This window comes from Geodermatophilus dictyosporus (genome assembly GCF_900115505.1).
Classification (GTDB): Bacteria; Actinomycetota; Actinomycetes; order Mycobacteriales; family Geodermatophilaceae; genus Geodermatophilus; species Geodermatophilus dictyosporus.
In genome coordinates, this window is record NZ_FOWQ01000006.1 from 216,615 (window position 1) to 234,163 (window position 17,549).

General features: G+C 72.5%; 20 protein-coding genes and 1 pseudogene. 15 read left to right on the forward strand and 6 right to left on the reverse strand.

Annotated elements, in window-relative coordinates; genetic code table 11:
- The first annotated feature begins 18 nt into the window (after positions 1-18).
- The 3 genes and pseudogenes from BMZ33_RS15840 (at position 19) to BMZ33_RS24705 (ending at position 1,974) form a co-directional block, all read left to right on the forward strand.
- Positions 19-315, forward strand: coding sequence for a hypothetical protein (locus BMZ33_RS15840; protein WP_091112523.1), 297 nt, complete (start codon positions 19-21; stop codon positions 313-315).
- Positions 315-1,151: pseudogene (locus BMZ33_RS24700) on the forward strand (PDC sensor domain-containing protein); the annotation flags it as partial. The gene BMZ33_RS15840 and the pseudogene BMZ33_RS24700, both read left to right, overlap by 1 nt.
- A 322-nt stretch (positions 1,152-1,473) precedes the next feature.
- Positions 1,474-1,974, forward strand: coding sequence for a methyl-accepting chemotaxis protein (locus BMZ33_RS24705; protein ID WP_425283689.1), 501 nt, complete (start codon positions 1,474-1,476; stop codon positions 1,972-1,974).
- On the opposite strand, the gene BMZ33_RS15855 is transcribed toward BMZ33_RS24705, so the two are convergent.
- From BMZ33_RS15855 to BMZ33_RS15880, 6 genes are all read right to left on the reverse strand, one after another.
- On the reverse strand, positions 1,968-2,900 hold the full coding sequence (locus tag BMZ33_RS15855) for a sugar phosphate isomerase/epimerase family protein (RefSeq protein WP_169064410.1): 933 nt from the start codon (positions 2,898-2,900) through the stop codon (positions 1,968-1,970). The genes BMZ33_RS24705 and BMZ33_RS15855 overlap by 7 nt on opposite strands.
- Before the next feature lie 413 nt (positions 2,901-3,313).
- Positions 3,314-4,306 (reverse strand): endonuclease/exonuclease/phosphatase family protein, encoded by a 993-nt coding sequence (locus BMZ33_RS15860; RefSeq protein ID WP_169064411.1) that lies wholly within the window; start codon positions 4,304-4,306, stop codon positions 3,314-3,316.
- Positions 4,307-4,687: 381 nt separating this feature from the next.
- Positions 4,688-5,725 carry a restriction endonuclease gene (locus BMZ33_RS15865; protein WP_091112537.1) on the reverse strand — a complete coding sequence of 346 codons (1,038 nt, stop codon included), beginning with the start codon at positions 5,723-5,725 and terminating at the stop codon, positions 4,688-4,690.
- 43 nt (positions 5,726-5,768) lie between these two features.
- Positions 5,769-6,854, reverse strand: a complete 1,086-nt coding sequence (locus tag BMZ33_RS15870) for a PDDEXK family nuclease (RefSeq protein WP_091112540.1) — start codon at positions 6,852-6,854, stop codon at positions 5,769-5,771.
- Between the two features lie 203 nt (positions 6,855-7,057).
- Positions 7,058-8,191, reverse strand: a complete 1,134-nt coding sequence (locus BMZ33_RS15875; protein WP_091112542.1) for a site-specific integrase — start codon at positions 8,189-8,191, stop codon at positions 7,058-7,060.
- 41 nt (positions 8,192-8,232) lie between these two features.
- The gene (locus BMZ33_RS15880; RefSeq protein ID WP_169064412.1) at positions 8,233-8,448 is read right to left on the reverse strand and encodes an excisionase family DNA-binding protein; all 216 of its coding nucleotides are present in this window, start codon (positions 8,446-8,448) and stop codon (positions 8,233-8,235) included.
- 624 nt (positions 8,449-9,072) lie between these two features.
- Here BMZ33_RS15880 and BMZ33_RS15885 point away from each other — a divergent pair.
- The 12 genes from BMZ33_RS15885 to BMZ33_RS15940 all read left to right on the forward strand — a co-directional run bounded on the left by BMZ33_RS15885 (position 9,073) and on the right by BMZ33_RS15940 (position 17,540).
- Positions 9,073-9,525, forward strand: a complete 453-nt coding sequence (locus tag BMZ33_RS15885) for a helix-turn-helix domain-containing protein (protein WP_091112546.1) — start codon at positions 9,073-9,075, stop codon at positions 9,523-9,525.
- A 243-nt stretch (positions 9,526-9,768) separates the two neighbouring features.
- Positions 9,769-10,341 (forward strand): hypothetical protein, encoded by a 573-nt coding sequence (locus BMZ33_RS15890; protein WP_169064413.1) that lies wholly within the window; start codon positions 9,769-9,771, stop codon positions 10,339-10,341.
- A gap of 254 nt (positions 10,342-10,595) precedes the next feature.
- Positions 10,596-11,249, forward strand: a complete 654-nt coding sequence (locus tag BMZ33_RS15895) for an ATP/GTP-binding protein (RefSeq protein ID WP_169064414.1) — start codon at positions 10,596-10,598, stop codon at positions 11,247-11,249.
- Positions 11,246-11,932 carry an SAF domain-containing protein gene (locus BMZ33_RS15900; RefSeq protein WP_091112556.1) on the forward strand — a complete coding sequence of 229 codons (687 nt, stop codon included), beginning with the start codon at positions 11,246-11,248 and terminating at the stop codon, positions 11,930-11,932. The genes BMZ33_RS15895 and BMZ33_RS15900 overlap by 4 nt, the downstream gene beginning before the upstream one ends.
- A 15-nt stretch (positions 11,933-11,947) precedes the next feature.
- Positions 11,948-12,757, forward strand: coding sequence for a hypothetical protein (locus BMZ33_RS15905; RefSeq protein ID WP_091112562.1), 810 nt, complete (start codon positions 11,948-11,950; stop codon positions 12,755-12,757).
- Positions 12,747-14,165 (forward strand): TadA family conjugal transfer-associated ATPase, encoded by a 1,419-nt coding sequence (locus tag BMZ33_RS15910; RefSeq protein WP_091112565.1) that lies wholly within the window; start codon positions 12,747-12,749, stop codon positions 14,163-14,165. Before BMZ33_RS15905 ends, BMZ33_RS15910 begins: the two co-directional genes overlap by 11 nt.
- Positions 14,162-15,070, forward strand: a complete 909-nt coding sequence (locus BMZ33_RS15915; protein WP_091112568.1) for a type II secretion system F family protein — start codon at positions 14,162-14,164, stop codon at positions 15,068-15,070. Before BMZ33_RS15910 ends, BMZ33_RS15915 begins: the two co-directional genes overlap by 4 nt.
- Positions 15,067-15,981 (forward strand): type II secretion system F family protein, encoded by a 915-nt coding sequence (locus tag BMZ33_RS15920; RefSeq protein WP_091112571.1) that lies wholly within the window; start codon positions 15,067-15,069, stop codon positions 15,979-15,981. The genes BMZ33_RS15915 and BMZ33_RS15920 overlap by 4 nt, the downstream gene beginning before the upstream one ends.
- A 30-nt stretch (positions 15,982-16,011) precedes the next feature.
- Complete coding sequence (locus tag BMZ33_RS15925; protein WP_091112575.1) at positions 16,012-16,209, forward strand: hypothetical protein; 198 nt, start codon at positions 16,012-16,014, stop codon at positions 16,207-16,209.
- A gap of 7 nt (positions 16,210-16,216) precedes the next feature.
- Positions 16,217-16,681: a TadE/TadG family type IV pilus assembly protein gene (locus BMZ33_RS15930; RefSeq protein ID WP_169064415.1), complete on the forward strand. Its 465-nt coding sequence runs from the start codon at positions 16,217-16,219 to the stop codon at positions 16,679-16,681.
- Positions 16,678-17,103 carry a TadE/TadG family type IV pilus assembly protein gene (locus BMZ33_RS15935; RefSeq protein ID WP_091112579.1) on the forward strand — a complete coding sequence of 142 codons (426 nt, stop codon included), beginning with the start codon at positions 16,678-16,680 and terminating at the stop codon, positions 17,101-17,103. The genes BMZ33_RS15930 and BMZ33_RS15935 overlap by 4 nt, the downstream gene beginning before the upstream one ends.
- Positions 17,100-17,540, forward strand: coding sequence for a TadE/TadG family type IV pilus assembly protein (locus tag BMZ33_RS15940; protein WP_091112582.1), 441 nt, complete (start codon positions 17,100-17,102; stop codon positions 17,538-17,540). Before BMZ33_RS15935 ends, BMZ33_RS15940 begins: the two co-directional genes overlap by 4 nt.
- Positions 17,541-17,549: the final 9 nt, after the last annotated feature.

The window sequence follows — 17,549 nt, forward strand, 5'->3', positions numbered from 1 at the left end:
GCCCGCTCGGAGCGTCCTGTGAGCGTCAAGACCCGCCTGGTCGTCAGTGTCCTGACCGTCCTCACCGTCGCCCTCGCCGGGCTGGTGGCCGTGATCGCCACGCTGGCCACCGGCCAGGCGCAGCGGGACGGGCTGCGCAACGCCACGGCGGTGGCGGTCGACCAGGCGCAGCGGTTCGAGGCCGACCTCGGCCGGCAGCGCCGCACCGCCGAGTCCCTGGCGCAGGCGCTGGCCGCCCAGACGGAGGGCCGGCGGGGTGACCGCGCCTATGCCGACGCCCTGCAGCAGCGGCTGTCGCCGCCGACCCCACGCTGATCGGGGTCTGGACGGCGTTCGAGCCGCAGGCCTTCGACGGGTCCGACGGGCCCTTCGCCGGTACGGCCGGCACCGACGCGAGCGGCCGCTACGTCCCCTACTGGTACCGCGACGGCGGCACCATCGCCGTGACCGCCCTCCTCGACTACGAGATCCCGGGGGTGGGCGACTACTACCTGCTCCCTCGGGACACCGGCCGGTCGGTGGCGATCGAGCCCTACCTCTACGAGGTGGCCGGCGAGCAGGTCCTCATCACCTCGCTGTCCACCCCGGTCACCGTCGGCGGCCGGGCGATCGGCGTCGCCGGCGTCGACGTGCCGCTGGCCGCCATCCAGGAGCAGGTCGGCGCCGTCCGCCCGTACGACGTCGGCCGCGCGACGCTGGTGTCGTCGCAGGCCCTGGTGGTGGGCAGCAACCGGCCGGGTGACGAGGTCGGTGCCGCTGCCGCGGGCCCGGTGGCGGAGGTCGCTGCGGACGCCGTGGAGGGCGGCGAGACCGTGCAGCGCACCGTCGAGGGCGACGAGGGCAGCACCGTCTACGTGGCCGCGCCGATCGAGGTGGGGGAGGGGCAGCACTGGGCGGTGCTCGTCGAGATCCCGGAGGACGCGATCCTCGCCGACGCCCACGGCCTGCGGACGACGATCCTCGCCGGGGCGCTCCTCACCCTGCTGCTCGCCGCCGGTGCCACGCTGCTCGTCGCCCGCCGGGTCGTCGCGCCGCTGGACGCGCTGCGCTCGCGGATGGAGGAGATCGCCGACGGCGACGGCGACCTGACCGCCCGGGTGGACGAGAGCCGCACGGACGAGATCGGCCGGCTCGGCGCGGCGTTCAACCGCTTCGTCGCCAAGGTGGCCGAGACGGTGACCGGCATCGGCCGGGCGTCGGGGTCGCTGGTGGAGCTGTCGGCCGGCATGTCCGGGGTGTCCGGGCGGCTCGCGGGGTCGGTCGAGCAGACCAGCGCGCAGGCGCAGCAGGTGTCCGCCGTCGCCGAGCAGCTCTCGCGCAACGTGCAGACCGTCGCGGCAGGAGCCGAGGAGATGGGCGTGAGCATCCGCGAGATCGCGTCGAACGCCTCCGAGGCGGCCCGGATCGCCGGGGAGGCGGTGACCGTGGCCCGGCATCGCGGAGCAGACCAACCTGCTCGCCCTCAACGCGACCATCGAGGCCGCCCGCGCCGGCGAGGCGGGCAAGGGCTTCGCCGTGGTGGCCACCGAGGTGAAGGACCTGGCCCAGGAGACGGCGAAGGCCACCGAGGACATCACCCGCCGGATCCAGGCGATCCAGGGCGACACCGACCGCGCCGTGGCCGCCATCGCCCGCATCGACGAGGTGGTCAGCCAGATCAGCGACTACCAGACGACGATCGCCAGCGCCGTCGAGGAGCAGACCGCGACGACCAGCGAGATGTCGCGCGGGGTGACCGAGGCGGCCCAGGGCACCGGGTCGATCGCCGACGCCGTCGTCACCGTGTCGACGGTGAGCACCGAGACCGAGCAGGACGCCCTGCAGGCCCGCACGGCCGCCGACGGTGGCCGAGGTGACCGCGGAGCTGTCCCGGCTGGTGTCGCAGTTCCGGGTCTGACGATGCGCCCCTCCGACGCGCGAGGGGCGGCCCCGGCGAGCCGGGACCGCCCCTGCGGGGTGCTGCTGCCTCAGTAGGTCGTGCAGGTGAGGTACTCGAGGCCCACCTCAGCGGCCTCGTAGGGGTCGAACTCCAGGTCGGTGAAGCGCGGGTCGTGCTCGACGACGAAGTAGCGGGTGCTGCCGCCGGCGGCCGCGAAGATCGACGGGAAGTCGATGTTGCCGAGGCCGACGATCTCGATCCGCCGGTTCAGGTCCGGGTTGAGGTCCTTGACGTGGAGCAGCTGGATCCGGTTGCCGTACTCCTCGATCACGTCGACCGGGTCGAGGCCCGCATAGGAGACCCAGTACAGGTCGAGCTGCGAGACGACGTTCTTCGCCTGCGTGTGCTGCATCAGGATGTCGAAGGCGGTGCGGTCGCCGAAGACGGTCGTGAACTCGAAGTCGTGGTTGTGGACCATCAGCGTCTGGCCGGCCTTGCGCGCCTGCTCGCCGACCGCGTCGAGGTACTGGGCGTAGGCCACCCAGTCGGCCTCGGTGCGCAGCTGCCCGATCCAGGGAGCTCCCGCGGTGCTGCCGGAGCCGAAGTACTTGATGCCGAGGGTGCGGTTGTCCTCGAGGATCTGCTCGATGTCCGCGGGGGTGAACTGCGAGCCCACGTCGACGTGGCGGGCCGAGGCCTTGAGGCCGTACTCGTCCAGGAGGGCCGCGTACTCCTCGGCGGTCCAGCCGCTGAGGGTGTAGGGCTCGACGTTGCGGTAGCCCATCTCGGCGAGGCTGCGCAGGACCTCCTCGTGGCGCTCCTGCTCGCCGGCGCCCCCGCCGATCACGCCGGCGAAGGTGTACAGCTGGACGGAGATCTTGCTGAGCGGCACGCCGCGGCCGGCGCAGTCGGAGGCCGCCTGGGCCTGGGCGGGCGGGGCGGCGCTCGCCGTACCGGCGAGGCCGACGAACAGCACCGCCGACAGGACGGCGACGAGCACGGCCCGCAGGCTGGTTGTCACTCTCATAGAACCCCCTCGATCGTCACACGGACGCACGTCATCGCCGCAGGAGCGGTCGCCCTGTGTCCCGAGGCGGTTGCCCTGCGTCGACGTTGTGCTGTGAAGCACAACCTAATGGGACTTAGGCGCTATGCAAAGCAGAAGTTGCGCAACGCCGGGCGGAAGGGGTGTGGGGAGGCCGGGTCCGCCCGAACCGTCCGCGTTCGACGCGACGCACCCGACGAGATCCGGCGTCGACCGGCGCGGAGCCCCACCGCACCGTCTCGTGGTCCCGGGCGACGGGCTGGACCGGCACCGGACTCCCTCCTACGGCGGGCCGGGCGCTTGCCACCGCACGTCGACCGCATCGAGTCCTGCGTCGGTGGGTCGGTCGCCGAGGACCTCCGGCCCCCTCGGTGTCCCCGTGTGGGTGGTCACCGGAGGCGGATCTCGGCGACCAGTTGCGCGTGGTCGGAGACGATGCGGTCGCGACGGTCGTCGCTGAGCTGGCTGTCGACCAGGTGGTCGTTGAAGTACCGCAGGACCAGGACCTCGCCGATGCGCTGCGGATTCCGCTCGTAGAACTCCTGGCTCACGAGGACGTGGTCGAGGTTCTCGTAGTGCCCGTTGAAGATGTGCGTGTAGCTGACGTCCCGCCCGGTCCGGCGGGCGGTGAGCTCGTGGGCGGAGTAGAGCAGCCGATCCCAGTAGGCCTTGCGGACGTCGGGGTCGCCCGGCCAGAAGCGTGAGGGGGAGTCGCCGGTGATGATGTCGGTGGTGACGGCGCGGGCGGCGTCGTTGAGATCGCCGAGGACGATGGTCGGCTGCGCGGTTCCGACGACCTCCTCGAGTACCAGGAAGCGCAGGGCGGCCGCCTCGGCGGCGCGGCGGATGAGCGCCCGGGCCTTGCCGAGGGCCTCCTCGCGCGGGTCGTGCTCGGGGGCCTGCGGATCGCGGATGGGTCGCTTGGACTTCAGGTGGGCGACGAAGACCGTCGCGGTCGTGCCGGACTCCGGGTCGAGGACCACGCGGGCACGCAGGACCGGACGGCTGAACGTGCCTACCGGCAGGGCGATGCCGTCGACGGCGACGTCCAGCCCGGCCGGGAAGTCGGGAACGGTCGTGACCGGCCCGTCGACGGGCAACCGGCTGGCCAGCCCGAGTCGTGGACCGCTGTCCCCGTCCGCACCCGGCGCCACGACGGTGCCGTCGCCGAACCGCTCCGACCGGGCGCAGGCGTCGCGCAGCGCGTCCTCGTGGAAGACCTCCTGGAAGCCGACGACGTCCGCGTTCATGCGGCCCAGCTGGCCGGCGATCCACGCGACCTTCTCCTCGTACTCGGCGGCGCTGTACGGCTTGTCGTCGGGGTAGAAGGGCTCGCCGGGCCGGGCGAGGTTGAGGACGTTGAACGTGCCGACCTTGACCATGTGCAGGCCATCCCTTGGCTGAGGGGAAACCAGCATCGTCGACTGACGGCGTCACGGGACCGTCACCGGGCATGGCTCGCTGAGCGGCGCTCCCGCCGCTGCGCGACCTCCGCCGAAGCCACCTGTTGGACGTGGATCCGGACGTCCAGCATGGCCGTGCCCAGGTTCGGGTGTGGTTCGGGTTCGCCGCAGGCGATCACTTCCCGACCTCGTGGCTGCCGCGGGGATCAAACTGGCATGGCCAGCTTGGAAGGCGGGACGCTGCGGGACCGTCTGCGCTGCTCAGCGGCCTATTCGAGTGTCTAGGCAGGCCCGCGTGACCACTATGTGACCAATCGCGCCAGGGCCGGCGCTAGCCCGGGCGCTCGCGCCCAAGTCGCGTCAGCTGTCCTCGTCGGGGACGAGCGTCCAAATGCGGCGCAATGGGAGCTCGGCCTGAATCTCCTGGGGCAACCGGTCGTAGACAGCCTCGACGCGGGAGATGACGTCGTCGGCGTCCCACAGCCGGAGTTGGAAGAACAGGCGCCGCGCCTCTGCACGAGCGTTCTTGGTGTAGCCACCCCAGCTGACCATCAGGCCTCGAGTCGCCCCGAAGTTGGCCATCACCCCCTGCAGCTCCCGCAGGGTGGGCGCGTCCACCACGACGCCACCGGACTTGACTTGCACGGCCAAGCCCACACCGTCGAAGCCCATCTCACCTTCGCCCGCGAGGATGTCTACTCCACCGTCGGGGCCAGCGGGGGAGACGTGCACGTACATGCCTTCCGCTTCAAGGACAGCGCCGATCAGGCGGGGGAGTTCGTGACCGGAGAAGCGCGCGCCGATGCGGCGGCGGATCTGGTCGCGGCTGAGATCGAAGAGGTCGGCGTCTGGCTGCCGGACGACGTCGCTCGCCGGCTGTTCCACCGCCGGGTCGGCGGGGAAGAGGCCTCGAGTTGTGGGGGAGCCGTCCAGCAGCGCCCTGACTCGCACCTCGGCGTCGTTGCGCTGGATCCGGCAGACGGTGAGAAACGCCCCCAACGAGAAGAGGATGTCCTGGTCGATCGACTCGCGAGGGACGTCCTCCCGTATCCACGCCACCGACCGCTGGTGCCGCATCGACTCTGGAGCGTCCGGCACGTACCGGTAGGGCCCCGTGACGCGTCCGAACGCCACCGCCGGCGTTCCTTTCAAGGGAAGCGCCACGAGGTCGCCCTCCGCCATGCGCCGCTGGAAGGCGTCGATTTGACCGACCCAGTTGGCGATCGTGGTGACCTTGGCGTCCGGGTAGCTCGTGCTGAGGTGGTCCCTGAGTTGCTCGGCGTTCGTGACACCGGAGAGGTCCCCCACCTCCGGCCAACCGATGCCGACTAGCCCTCTGGTGAGCGCCAGTTCATCGCCCTCGCCGCGCCGTCCACTGCGGACCATCCAGAGCGCCATGCCCGTCCCTCGTCGTTCTCTCTGCAGCGTTGCTGACTGGTCGTCAGCCTGTCGGCGCGCCCTGCGTGAGGCGTTGGGTCGCCGCTGCGATAGCGGAACGCCGAGCCGGGTCCTTCAACAGGTCGAGGGGGATCCCGGGTCGCCTCTTGTATGTGGCGTCACGAATGACCTCGGGCTTCAGCGGTGCCCCGGCGGCGACCAGGTCGTCGAGGAACCGGCTCAGGGCTGTCTCGCCCGCTCCGGAGGTCCACTGGAAGTTGCAGGACAGCGACGCGGGGGATCCGCAGTAGACGCTGAAGGGAGCGATCTCCACGCCCGACGCCGCGGTTCCCCAGATGGAGAAGCTCGGATGCGCGCCGGCGCCACCGCCTTGAATACGGAGACCGCTCCGAGCAAGGTCCTCGGTGAAGGCGATCACCGCGTCGGCCAGCTCGACATCGCGCTCGCGCAACCAGGGGTCGACGTCGGCAGGAGTCCACCGGGTGCCGACCCCGGCTCCTCCGCGTGCGTCCTTCTCGTCGGCCGACTCGGACCCATAGACGGTAGGCACGAGGATCTCCGTCCCGCCATGTTCCGCGCGCCGCAACTCAATGGCCAGCAGGCGCATCCCGGCTGACGTGTGCATGTTGAGGTACCGCACGATGCGTCGCAGGTCGGTGTTGATGGAGTCAACGGCAAGAACCAGGGTGAACACCCCGGCCTCGAGGTTGGCCTCGAACGCACGGCGCGACTCCTCCGGCTGGCCGTCGAAGAACTGGTCCAGTGGCTGGCCTCCGCGTCGCTGCCAGTGCTCGGCGAAGACGGTTGGAGTCAATTCCGCCAGTCGGGCGGCGTAGTCGAGCACTTGGCCGACGATGGTCCTGCGGATGTCGGGGCCGGCCGCGAGCTTGCACTCGACGATGGTGATCGTGCCGTCGGTGTCGATCATGACGACGTCAGCACGCCCGACGCTCATGGTGAGCTCACGGACGGCGATAGCACGGGAGCTGACGCCCTCGATGAGACTCGGCTGGTCGAAGAGAATCTGCTGGAGCTCCGCCTCGTTGATGTAGCCGTAGCTGCTCGGGGCAGTCCACTTCCCTCCCTGCTGCCGGACCCGGATGTCGACGGTCGCGCTCGTTAACAACACGCACGGACTCTGACACGGCAGCGAGACTGAGCCACTGAAGTCGGCATCAACTCGCTGGGCACCTCGTCGCCGAGAAGGTCCAACCGTCCGCACCAGCGGCATGTTCAGCCTGATCGCGCGACGCCGTAGGCCTAACTATGCTGGTCGGCGGCACGCTCATCTACTCGACAGGCCCATGTGACCACCGTGTCTGCCGAATCGCTTCACGGCTCCTCCGGACGCTCAGTATCGTCGCGCGCCTCGCTAATCGCACCCAGCATGGCGTCGAGGGCGCGGGCGATGTCGGCGTCGCGGTCGTCGGCGGCGTGCTGGTAGAGGAGCGCGGCGGCGGGGGAGGAGTGACCGAGCCGGCGCATCAGCTCCTTGGTGGTCGCGCCGGTGGTCGCGGCGAGGGTGGCGCCGGTGTGGCGAAGTTCGTGCGGCCGGACTGCGGGCAGGCCGATGGCGTCGGCGGCGCGGCGGAAGGTCGAGTTCCAGTTGCTGCGGGCCAGGTAGCCGCCGGAACTGGTGGAGAACACGAGCGCGTCCGGAGAAGTGGGGACGTGCTTCTCCAGGTGGTCCTCCAGTACCGCCGCGATGGCGGCGGGCAGGGCCACGGTGCGATGTCCGGCGTCGGTCTTGGGTTCGCCGACCACCCACCGTCCGCCCACGCGGCGAACCGAGCGCTCGACACGCAGCAGACCGTTCCCCAGGACGTCGGAGCGCCGCAGCGCGGTGGCCTCACCGAAGCGGAGTCCGCCGAAGGCCAGCACGAGCACGAGTGCGCGGTAGCGCTCCGTTCTCCGGTCCCGCCCCAGTTGTTCGCCCAGCTGCAAGGCCTCTGTCGCCGTGAGTGCGCGGGACGGCCGGGAGGCCTTCGGTGTGCCGGCGCCACGCAACCGGCAGGGGTTGGAAGCGATGGCCTCGTCGGCGACCGCGACGTTGAGGATGGCCCGCAGGAGCCGGTACGCCTGCGCCAGTGCTGTTGGGCCAGTCGTCTGGCCGGCCTTGGCGTGCCAGGAGCGGACGGCGGCGGGGGTGACCTCGTCGACGGGGACGTCCGTCCATGGCGTAGCGAGGTGGTGACGCCACAGGCCTCCATAGAGGACGCGGGTGCTCCCGCGGAGGTCGTTGCGGGCCAGGTACTCCTGGGCATACTCGCCGATGGTCCGGCTACTGGCGTTCGGTGCTCGCCAGCTCTTGCGGAGGAGGTCGGTCTGCTGGCTGGCCAGCCACGCCCAGGCGTCAGCCTTGGTGTTGAAGATCTTGGTGTGCCGCTGACCATCGGGGCCGAGGTACCGGGCGCGGTGGCGGCCGCTTGGGAGCCGGTCGACCGACCCAAACGTTCGCTTGGTCATGCCGCGACTCTGTCGGGAGCGTCGGCGATTCTCCGCCTTCGTTACCGCTGACTGTGGACGCGGCTGGCATCCACAAAGGCGTCTAGCGTCGAGCGCTCGAGACGCACATACTTGCCCACTTTGACGTAAGCGATCCGTCGCTCGGTGATCAGCCGGCGGATGAAGCGCTCCCCGGTGCCGAGGAACTCACCGGCCTGAGCGACGGTCAGTAGCGGGCCGCGATCGACGTCTTGCCCCTTCGCTGCTTGCATCGTCATGGGATCGAGCGTCGCTGCCCTTCTGCAGCGCTTCTCTGGTTGTCCCCCCGATCACCAACCTTCCGGGTAACCATGTGACTTCAGAATGCGGACGGAGGTCTTGAGGTCACGAGGGTGCCGACGGGAACATCGCATCGCAGAAGTTGGCGCCACTGGTGCGCACGTGAATAGCGTGGCCCAGTCGAGCGACCGCAAACGCAGGGTTATTGGTTCGAGTCCAATCGGGGGAGCATAACCGCAGGTCAGGGCCTCGTGAGCGAGGCGAGCGTCCTAGCCATCCATGACAAACCCCTGAAATAGCCGACGGGCCACCGCCGTTCTGGGTGCTCCGGCGAGACGGCGTAGCGCGGCTAGCCACGCCCGACGACCGTCGGGTGTGACCGCTCCGGCGGGAGCACAGATGTCTCCAACGCGCGGCTGCGCCGACCTCCTGTCCTCCAGGGTCCTCACCGCCAACCGCGGCCAGTCGCCGGCAGGGCGCATCCTCCAGTTCCGCTCCTGTAGTTCCCCGGTTGCTCGGTCCGGTCGTGCCGGCGCGCAGCGCCGGAGGACCGGGACGGCACCGGGCGCTAGGGTTCGGCGCCACGGGCGGGTTGTCCACCGAACGGGTGATGGGGGACTGCCGTGGCGCGGCCACTGCTGCGAGGCGACCGCCTGCAGGCTGCCCGCGAGGCCATGGCGCTGACCCGAGAAGAACTGGCCACGCGACTCGAGCTGTCGAGCCCGTCGCGCATCCGGGTCTGGGAGACGGGACTCGAGCGTCCACGACCCCGCTTCGTGCCCCGGCTGGCGGCCGCGCTGGGTGTCGAGCCGCTGTATCTCCTCGACGTCGATCCCGATGACCCGCCCCTGGCGGCCCTTCGCCTGGCGGCCGGGCTGGCGACCAACGAGGTGACCGCTCCCGGCTTGTCCGTCATGACGTACGTGCGACTGGAGGATGGCCGTCCCGGCGCGGATCCTTCGACCAGGCTCACCACCGCCATCGCCGACGTTCTGGGTGTGGACGTCCCCCGCGTGGACGCCGCCGTCCGTCGCTCTCGACGCGACCACCTCGCCGTGGCGTCCTTCGGGGCCTGAACAGGAGAGTTACTGGAGGAAGAGATTGCCTCCACGGGCGATTGCGGTGGTAATTTCCCGCATCCGCTGCCCGGGAGGTGTCATGGCTCACACGGCACAGTCGCGCGTGGCTGGGGCTGGCGCGGTGTCAACTGTCGGTCAGCGACCGCGTCCGGGCGTCGTCGGACCCGTGCGTGTGCCGAGGAACGACCGTCGCGCGCGTAGGACGCTGCCGCAATGACGGCGCGGGGACGGGTGACGGGTGTGCTCCTGCCTGCCTTTCTGGCCCTCACCGGCTGCACGGCGGAGACGGAATCTCCGCAGAGCTCCTCATCGAGCGAGGCGACCCCGTCGCGGCCGAGCGCGGTGCCGTCAACTACGACGTCGGAGACCCCAAGCCCGGATGAACAAGCAGCCCAGACCGCCATCGAGACCTTCGAAGGCCTGCTGCAGATCAGTGATGCGGCCAGCCGTGAGCCGAACGCCCGAGACTGGGAACCCGAAATCCGCCGGTATGCCGCCGATCCGGCGGCTCTCCTCACCGTCCAGTCGGTGCGTGACTACGGCACCCTCGGGCTTCGGCAAGACGGCGATTCCGTCGTAGACCTGCAGGTCACTGGTGTCGACCTGTCTGGGCCCGAAGGGCCAACAGTGAGGATCACCGGCTGCTACGACAGCCAGAGTGCCCGGACGATCAACGTCGCGACTGGTGAGGTTGTGCCGCCCGGTACACCGCCCCACTACGTCTGGGACATAGCAGTCGTCCAGTTCATGGCAGAGCCCGGGGAGCCCTGGTTGGTCACCCGTCTGGAGCCTCTGCCGGACCGGCCATGCTAAGGCGGATCCTTCGTACCTCGGTAGTTGTCACGGCCGTGCTGATCGGAGTGACGTCTCCAGGCACTGCCTCCGCAGAGCCAACGGTCGAGTGCTCCAAGACGAATCCCCGCACTGGGGCCTGTCTGCTGTGGGTCTCGACGCCAGGAGACAGCGGAGCCGCTGGCGATGTGAGCACGGGGAGTGCCCCCGTCACGGAGGGCAGCGCAGAGCGGGACGGCCAAGACGAGGCATCTGCGAACCCGTGTACATACAGCGTGGCCGAGCCGCAGCCGGCACCGGACAGCGTCATCTGGCAGGGGAAGACGGCCGCCGATGGCGTGGTGTACGTGCAGGTCTGCCCGCGCGGGGACGGGTCGGGTCTCGCCGCGGTCCTCGTCTTCGTGGCGAACGGCTCCGCGGCACCGGCGCCTGCGGTGGATCCGCGAGTCCTGGCGGAGCAGGCGATTGCCGCGCTGGTGATGCGCGCGCCGGAGATCCGGATGGCTCCGCCGCCGGGCTCGACCAGTGGCCTGGTCGGCCTGCCGGTGTGGATGTGGACCGAGCGCGGTGAGCAGTTCCTCGGCCCGGCCCGGCAGTCGGTGTCGGCCGGTGGGGTCACGGTCACCGCGGTCGGTGAGGTGAGCCGCATCGCCTGGGACATGGGGGATGGCACCACGGTCGTCTGTGGCGCCGGGACGCCGTACGTGCCGGGGGCGGGAGAGGAGTCCCCGGACTGCGGCCACGTCTACGCGCAGGCGTCGACCCGGCACGTACCCGGTGGCGCGTGGCCGGTCACGGCGACGAGCACCTGGACGATCACCTGGTCCGGTGGCGGCCTGTCGGGCACCGAGACGCTGGAGCTGTCGTCGTCGACGGAGTTGGTCGTCGGGGAGCTGCACGTCCTCAACCAGGACGGCGGTCGCCGATGACCCGCACGCATCCACCGCGGACCGGCGCGCCGGGTCGTGCGGTGGTCAACGGGTCGTCCCCGGCGCCGATGCTGCCGCCACCGCGCCGGCGCCGTCGTCCGGCACTGTTGGCGCTGGCGGTGGCCATGGTGGTGCTCGGGGCGCTCGGTGCCGCCTACCTGGCCACCTCGCTGGGACGGACGACGCCGGTGATCGCGGTCGCGCGCGAGGTGCCCTGGGGGCAGCAGATCACCGCCGCCGATCTGGTGGAGGCGCGGGTGTCCGCCCATCCGGCGCTGGATCCCATCCCCTACGGCGACCGCGACCAGGTGATCGGCATGGTCGCCGCCACCACCCTGACGCGGGGATCCCTGCTCACCCGCGCGGCGCTCACCGCGCAGCCGCTTCCGCCGCCCGGTCAGCAGCTGGTCGGCGTGGGGGTGTCGGCGGTCCAGCTGCCGACGACGTCCCTGCGGCCCGGTGACGACGTGCTGCTGGTCCCGGTGACCGGCAGCGGTGCGGCGGGAGCGCCGGGCACGGCGGGGACGTCCGGCCCGGTGGAGGCCACGGTGGTCCGGTCCGGACCGCCGGGCACCGACGGGCTGCGGGTGGTCGACGTGCTCGTCGACGCCGCCGACGGGCCGGACGTCGCGGCCCGCGCGGCCGCGGGACTGGTCGCCATCGTCGTCGTGGCCGGCGAGTAGGCGAGGACGGCCGCCGTGTTGATCGCGCTGTGCTCGGCCAAGGGCGCCCCCGGCGTGACCACCGCCGCGCTGGCCCTGACGCTGTCCTGGCCGCGCGGCGCGGTGCTGGCCGAGCTGGACCCGGCCGGTGGCGACGTCCTGGCCGGCTACGGACGCGCGCGGCTGTCCGCCGGCGGGCTGACCGAGCTGCAGCTGGCGGCGCGGCGCGGCGGGCTGGCCGGGCAGCTGGACGCCCACCTCGTGCAGCTGGACGCCACGGGGCGGGCGCGGCTGCTGCCCGGCCTGTCCGATGCGGCCACCGCCCGGCACGTGAACTGGGAACGGCTGGCCGCGGCGCTGGCGTCGGTGGAGGACGGCGCCGTCGACGTGCTGGCCGACTGCGGGCGGCTGCGGGCCGAACACTTCCCGGCCGCGGTGCTCCGCCGGGCGGCCGCCGTGGTGGTGGTGACCGGGTCGACGCTGCGGGCGGTGCGCGCGGCGGCCCAGGCGGTCGCCGAACTGCGCGACGAGGGAGCCGGTCTGGCCCCGGGTGCCGGCGTGCTGGCGGCGCTCGTCGTGGGGCCGGGTGAGCCGTACGGCGAGCGGGAGATCGGCGAGGTGCTGGGCGTTCCGGTGGTGGGCGTCCTGCCGCGGGACGCCCGGGCGGCGGCGGTGCTCAGCGAGGGCGCACCGGCCGGGCGGCTGTTCGCCCAATCGGCGCTGCTGCGGGCCGCCCGGTCCGCGGCGGTCCGGCTGGCCGAGTTCGCCGCCGCGCACGAGGTCCGGCTAACCCCGCCGCCGACCCCGGCGTCGGCGGCCACCGCCGGAGGCCGCCGTGACCGCTGATCCGCTCACTGACGGGACGGTCGGGATCCCCGTTCGAGGACCGGACGCGTCCGCCCGACCCGTCGACTGGGCGCTGGTGCGCCGGCTGCACGAGACCACCGGGACGGCGCTGGCCGAGGAGCTCAAGCGCCGCCCCGCGCTGACGGCCAGGGCGCAGCAGGAGCTGGCCCGCACCCTCATTCAGGACGGGCTCGACGAGCTGGTCCGAGAGCGGATGCGGACCGGTCAGGACGTGCCGTCGGCGGCCGAGGAACGGGCGATCGCCGAGGCGGCGTTCGCCGCCCAGTTCGGGCTGGGCCGGCTGCAGCCCTACGTCGATGACCCGCAGGTGGAGAACATCGAGGCGCACGGCTGCGACAACGTCTGGATCGGCTACGCCGACGGACGCGACGTCCGGGTCGGCCCGATCGCCGACTCCGACGAGGACCTGGTGCGGCAGCTGCAGCACATCGCCGCCCGGCTGGGCCGCGCCGAGCGGACGCTGACCACGGCCAGCCCGCTGCTGACCATGCGGCTGCCGGACGGGTCGCGACTGGCGGCGGTCATCGAGACGGTGCCCCGGCCGCAGCTGGTGATCCGCCGGCACCGGATCCGCAACGTCGACCTCGAGGACCTGGTCGGCCTGCGAGCGATCGACCGGCCGCTGGCGGAGTTCCTGCGGGCGGCGGTCCGCGCGCGGAAGAACATCGTCGTTACCGGGGGCCAGGGTGCCGGCAAGACCCTGCTGCTGCGCGCGCTGGCCAACGAGCTCCCCGCCAACGAGAACCTGGCCACGATCGAGAAGCACTTCGAGCTGCTGCTGCACGAGCTGCCCGACCGGCATCCCCGGGTGGTGCCCTTCGAGGCGCGGGAGGGCACCGGTGAGCGCGGCCCGGACGGCCGCCGCCTCGGCGAGGTGACGCTGACTGAGCTGGTGGAGCACGCCCTGGTGATGAACGTGAGCCGGGTCTGGCTGGGCGAGGTCCGCGGCGAGGAGGCCTGGCCGCTGATCGAGGTGATGGAGGCCGGCGAGGGCGGCTCGGCCTGCACCCTGCACGCCCGCTCGGCCGCCCACGCCTTCGAGCGGCTGGCGAACCTGTGCATGCGCGGTCGCGCGGGAGTGACCCCCGAGCACGCCTACCGGTCGTGTGCGTCGGCGATCGACCTGGTCGTGCATCTGTCCACCGTCGACGAGCGGTGGATCGGGGGGCAGCGCCACCGGTTCGTCAGCCAGGTCGTGGAGTGCAACGGCATCGGCGAGGGCGGGCGCCCGGCGCTCACCGAGGTGTTCGCCCCGGGCCCGGACGGACGGGCGGTGGCCGAGCACGATCCGGTGGCCCTGGCCGACTACACCCGCGTCGGCTTCAATCCCGACTGGCTGCGATCTGCCTCCGCGCGCTGGGCCGGCGCGGCCGGGAGCCGGCGATGAGCGGCGCGGGACTGCTGGCCGGTACGTGCGGGGCCCTGGTGATCGGCGGCCTGCTGCTGGCCGCCCACGCCGTCACCGCCCCGGCGGCAACGGCTAGGCCGCCGCGCCGCTGGCCCCCTTCCACCGGGCCGGCCGATCCGCGGCGGGTCCGGCGACAGGGGGTGCTGTGGAGCACCGCTGCCGTCGTGGCGGCCGGGGTGTGGCTGGTGTCCGGATGGCCGGTCGGCGGCGCGCTTGCCGGAGGAGCGGTGGTCGGCGTCCCGTGGCTGCTGGCGCAGTTCGCCGGCGGCAACGCCGCGGTGGAGCGGCTGGAGGCGCTGCAGGAGTGGGTGCGCCGCAGCTCCGACGTGCTTGCCGCCGGCGGCGGTCTGGAGCAGACGCTGATCCGCTCCGCGCGCACCGCGCCGGAGCCGATCTCCGCCGAGGTGGCGACGCTGGCCGCCCGGCTGCAGGCCCGGTGGCCGACGTCGCGGGCGCTGCTCGCCTTCGCCGACGACCTCGACGACGCCGCCGGCGACCTGGTCGTCGCCGCGCTGCTGCTCGGTGCGGAGCTCCGCGGGCCCGGGCTGGCCCGCGTGCTCACCGAGTTGGCGGGAAGCCTCACCGAGGAGGTCACCATGCGCCGCAAAGTCGAGGCTGACCGCGCCAAGCCCCGCGCCAACGCCCGGTGGCTGCTGCTGATCACCCTCGCCGCGGCCTGCCTCGCCGCCCTGAATGGCGACTACCTGGCGCCCTACGGCACCGTCGTCGGACAGCTGGCGCTGGCCGCCATCGCCGCGCTGATCGTCGGCTGCTTGCTGTGGATGCGCCGACTGACCGCCGCCGCACCGTCCTCCCGCTTCCTGGCCGACCGCGACCGCAACCGCCGCACTGAACTTGGGTCGACGGAGGTGCCGGTGTCGTGAGCGGCATCCAGGCGGCGCTGATCGGCTCCGGCGCCCTCGTCGGGCTCGGGGTCTTCCTGCTGCTCCGGGCGGTCCTGGTGGTCGAGCAGCCCCGGCTCACCGACGCGCTGGCCCGCCTCGACGGACGGTCGGCCGCCGCACCGACCCTGCCCCTGACGCAGGCAGGAGACAGGTGGGGACGGATAGCCGGCCGGGCGGGAACCTGGGCCGCCGGCCGGCTGCCCGCCGCCGGACCGCGGACACCGGCGCAGACGCTGGCGCTGATCGGCTGGACACCGGAGGGCTACGCCGCCCGCAAAGTCGGCCTGGCTGCGTTCGGCGCGCTCTTCGTGCCGCTGCTGACCGCCGTGCTGGGCGCTACCGGCGTCCGGCTGCCGGCCGCGGTGCCGGTGGCCGGGTCCCTGGCGCTGGCCGGGGTCCTGTTCCTCGTCGTCGACCTCGTCGTGCGCGATCAGGCCGCCGAGGCCCGCGGGCAGATGCGCCGGGCGCTGTGCTCCTACCTGGACCTGGTCAGCCTGCGGCGCGACGCCAGCGAGGGACCCACCATCGCCCTGGAGCGGGCCGCCGCCCTCGGGGAGGGCGGGGTGTTCCGGCGGATCGCCGACGCGCTCGTCACCGCCCGGCTGGCCGGCGAGCCGCCGTGGGACGGGCTGCGCCGGCTGGCCGCCGACACCGGCGTCGGGGAGCTCGCCGACGTCGCCGACATCGCGGTGGTCGCCGCGCAGGAGGGCGCGTCGATCGCCCCCACGCTGCGGGCCCGTGCCTCCTCGCTGCGCGTGCAGCTGCTCGCCGAGGAGGAGGCGGCGGCCAACACGGCCAGCGAGAAGCTCACCGCTCCGGTGGCTCTGCTGTCGATCGCGTTCCTCCTGCTGTTCCTCTATCCCGCCCTGGCCCGCCTCCTGGCCACCTGACCGCACGCCCCGACCGAGAAGGACAGCCCGATGACACCGTTGATCAGCATCCTCACCGCCCTCGGGGCGGCGCTGCGCGACCGGCTCCGCGCGGTCCGCGCCCAGCCGGAGCGGGGCTCCTTGTCGGTCGAGCAGGTGATCATCACCGTCGCCCTCATCGGCATCGCCGTCGCCCTGGTGGCCGTGATCGCCAACGCCGTCACCTCCCGCTCGTCCTCCATCCAGTAGCGCTCCCGTGGTCCCCTCCGCCGGCTCCCGCGGGCCCACCCCGCCGTCGCGGTCCGGCCGTGCCCGGGGCAGCCGGACCGGCGGCGCGGCGGGTGGACGGCTGTCGGGGGAGCGCGGCGCGGCGTCGGTGGAGCTGGCGGTCACCTTTCCCGTGGTGCTCCTGCTGGTGATGACGCTCATCCAGGGGGCGCTGTGGTTCTACGCCCGCTCCCTCGCGCTCGGGGCCGCCCAGGAGGGCGCCCGCGAGGGCCGAGTCCAGCCCGCCTCCACCGCCCGCGCCCAGTCGGCCGCCGAGGGCTTCCTCGACCAGACCGCCTCCGACCTGCTCACCGGACGCGACGTGACGGTGAACGGCTCGCCGGCCACCATCTCGGTGACCGTGACCGGCACCTCGCTGAGCCTGTTCCCCGGCCTGTCCGGCTGGTCGGTCACCCAGACCGCCGTCGGCCCCGTCGAACGGCCCGCCCCATGAGCGCTGAGACGGGGGAGCGGGGAGCGGTGTCGGTGGAGCTGGCGCTGCTGGCCCCGGCGCTGCTGCTGCTGCTGTCCTTCGCGGTCTTCGCCGGACGGACCCAGATCGCCGAGGGCGCCGTGCAGGAGGCCGCCCGCGCCGCCGCCCGGGAGGCCTCCCTCGCCCGTGACCCCGCCACCGCCGCCGCCCTGGCCGGCGCGCAGGCCGAGCAGACCCTGGCCGCCCAGGACCTGCGCTGCCAGACCACCAGCGTCGACGTCGACACCGCCGGGTTCTCCGCGCCGCCCGGCCAGCCCGGCGACGTCACCGTCACCATTGCCTGCGCCGTCGGCATGGCCGATCTGCTGGCGCCGGGCCTGCCCGGATCGGTGACCGTCGAGGCGGTCTTCACCAGCCCCGTCGACGCCTACCGCGAACGATGAGCACGCGACAGCACCTCGGGCGGGTGCACTCCGAGCGGGGGGCGATCAGCGTCTTCCTCGCCGTCCTCGTGCCCGGGCTGCTGCTGATCATCGGTCTGGCCGTCGACGGCGGCGCCAAGGTGGCCGCCACCCAGCGCGCCAACGCCGTCGCCGACGAGGCCGCCCGCGCGGGCGGCCAGGCGCTCGACGTCGCCGCCGCGCTCGCCGGGGAGATCCGGGTTGACCCGGCCGCCGCGGTCGCCGCTGCGCAGGACTACCTGGACCGCAACGCCGTGGCCGGCGCGGTGACCGTCGTCGACGGCGACACCCTGCAGGTGACCACCACCCTCACCGAGCCCACCACCTTCCTCGGCCTGATCGGCATCGCCACCCTGACCGTCGAGGGCACCGGCACCGCGGACCTGATCACCGCCGAGAACGGAGGAGCCGGCCCATGACCGCGTCAC

Bases quoted from the DNA above. Each gene is read 5' to 3' on its own strand.
- BMZ33_RS15860 (WP_169064411.1), bottom strand. From the start codon at position 4,306: ATGGTCAAGGTCGGCACGTTCAACGTCCTCAACCTCGCCCGGCCCGGC.
- BMZ33_RS15865 (WP_091112537.1), bottom strand. From the start codon at position 5,725: ATGGCGCTCTGGATGGTCCGCAGTGGACGGCGCGGCGAGGGCGATGAA.
- BMZ33_RS15875 (WP_091112542.1), bottom strand. From the start codon at position 8,191: ATGACCAAGCGAACGTTTGGGTCGGTCGACCGGCTCCCAAGCGGCCGC.
- BMZ33_RS15880 (WP_169064412.1), bottom strand. From the start codon at position 8,448: ATGACGATGCAAGCAGCGAAGGGGCAAGACGTCGATCGCGGCCCGCTA.
- BMZ33_RS15900 (WP_091112556.1), top strand. From the start codon at position 11,246: ATGACCCGCACGCATCCACCGCGGACCGGCGCGCCGGGTCGTGCGGTG.
- BMZ33_RS15915 (WP_091112568.1), top strand. From the start codon at position 14,162: ATGAGCGGCGCGGGACTGCTGGCCGGTACGTGCGGGGCCCTGGTGATC.
- BMZ33_RS15925 (WP_091112575.1), top strand. From the start codon at position 16,012: ATGACACCGTTGATCAGCATCCTCACCGCCCTCGGGGCGGCGCTGCGC.
- BMZ33_RS15935 (WP_091112579.1), top strand. From the start codon at position 16,678: ATGAGCGCTGAGACGGGGGAGCGGGGAGCGGTGTCGGTGGAGCTGGCG.
- BMZ33_RS15940 (WP_091112582.1), top strand. From the start codon at position 17,100: ATGAGCACGCGACAGCACCTCGGGCGGGTGCACTCCGAGCGGGGGGCG.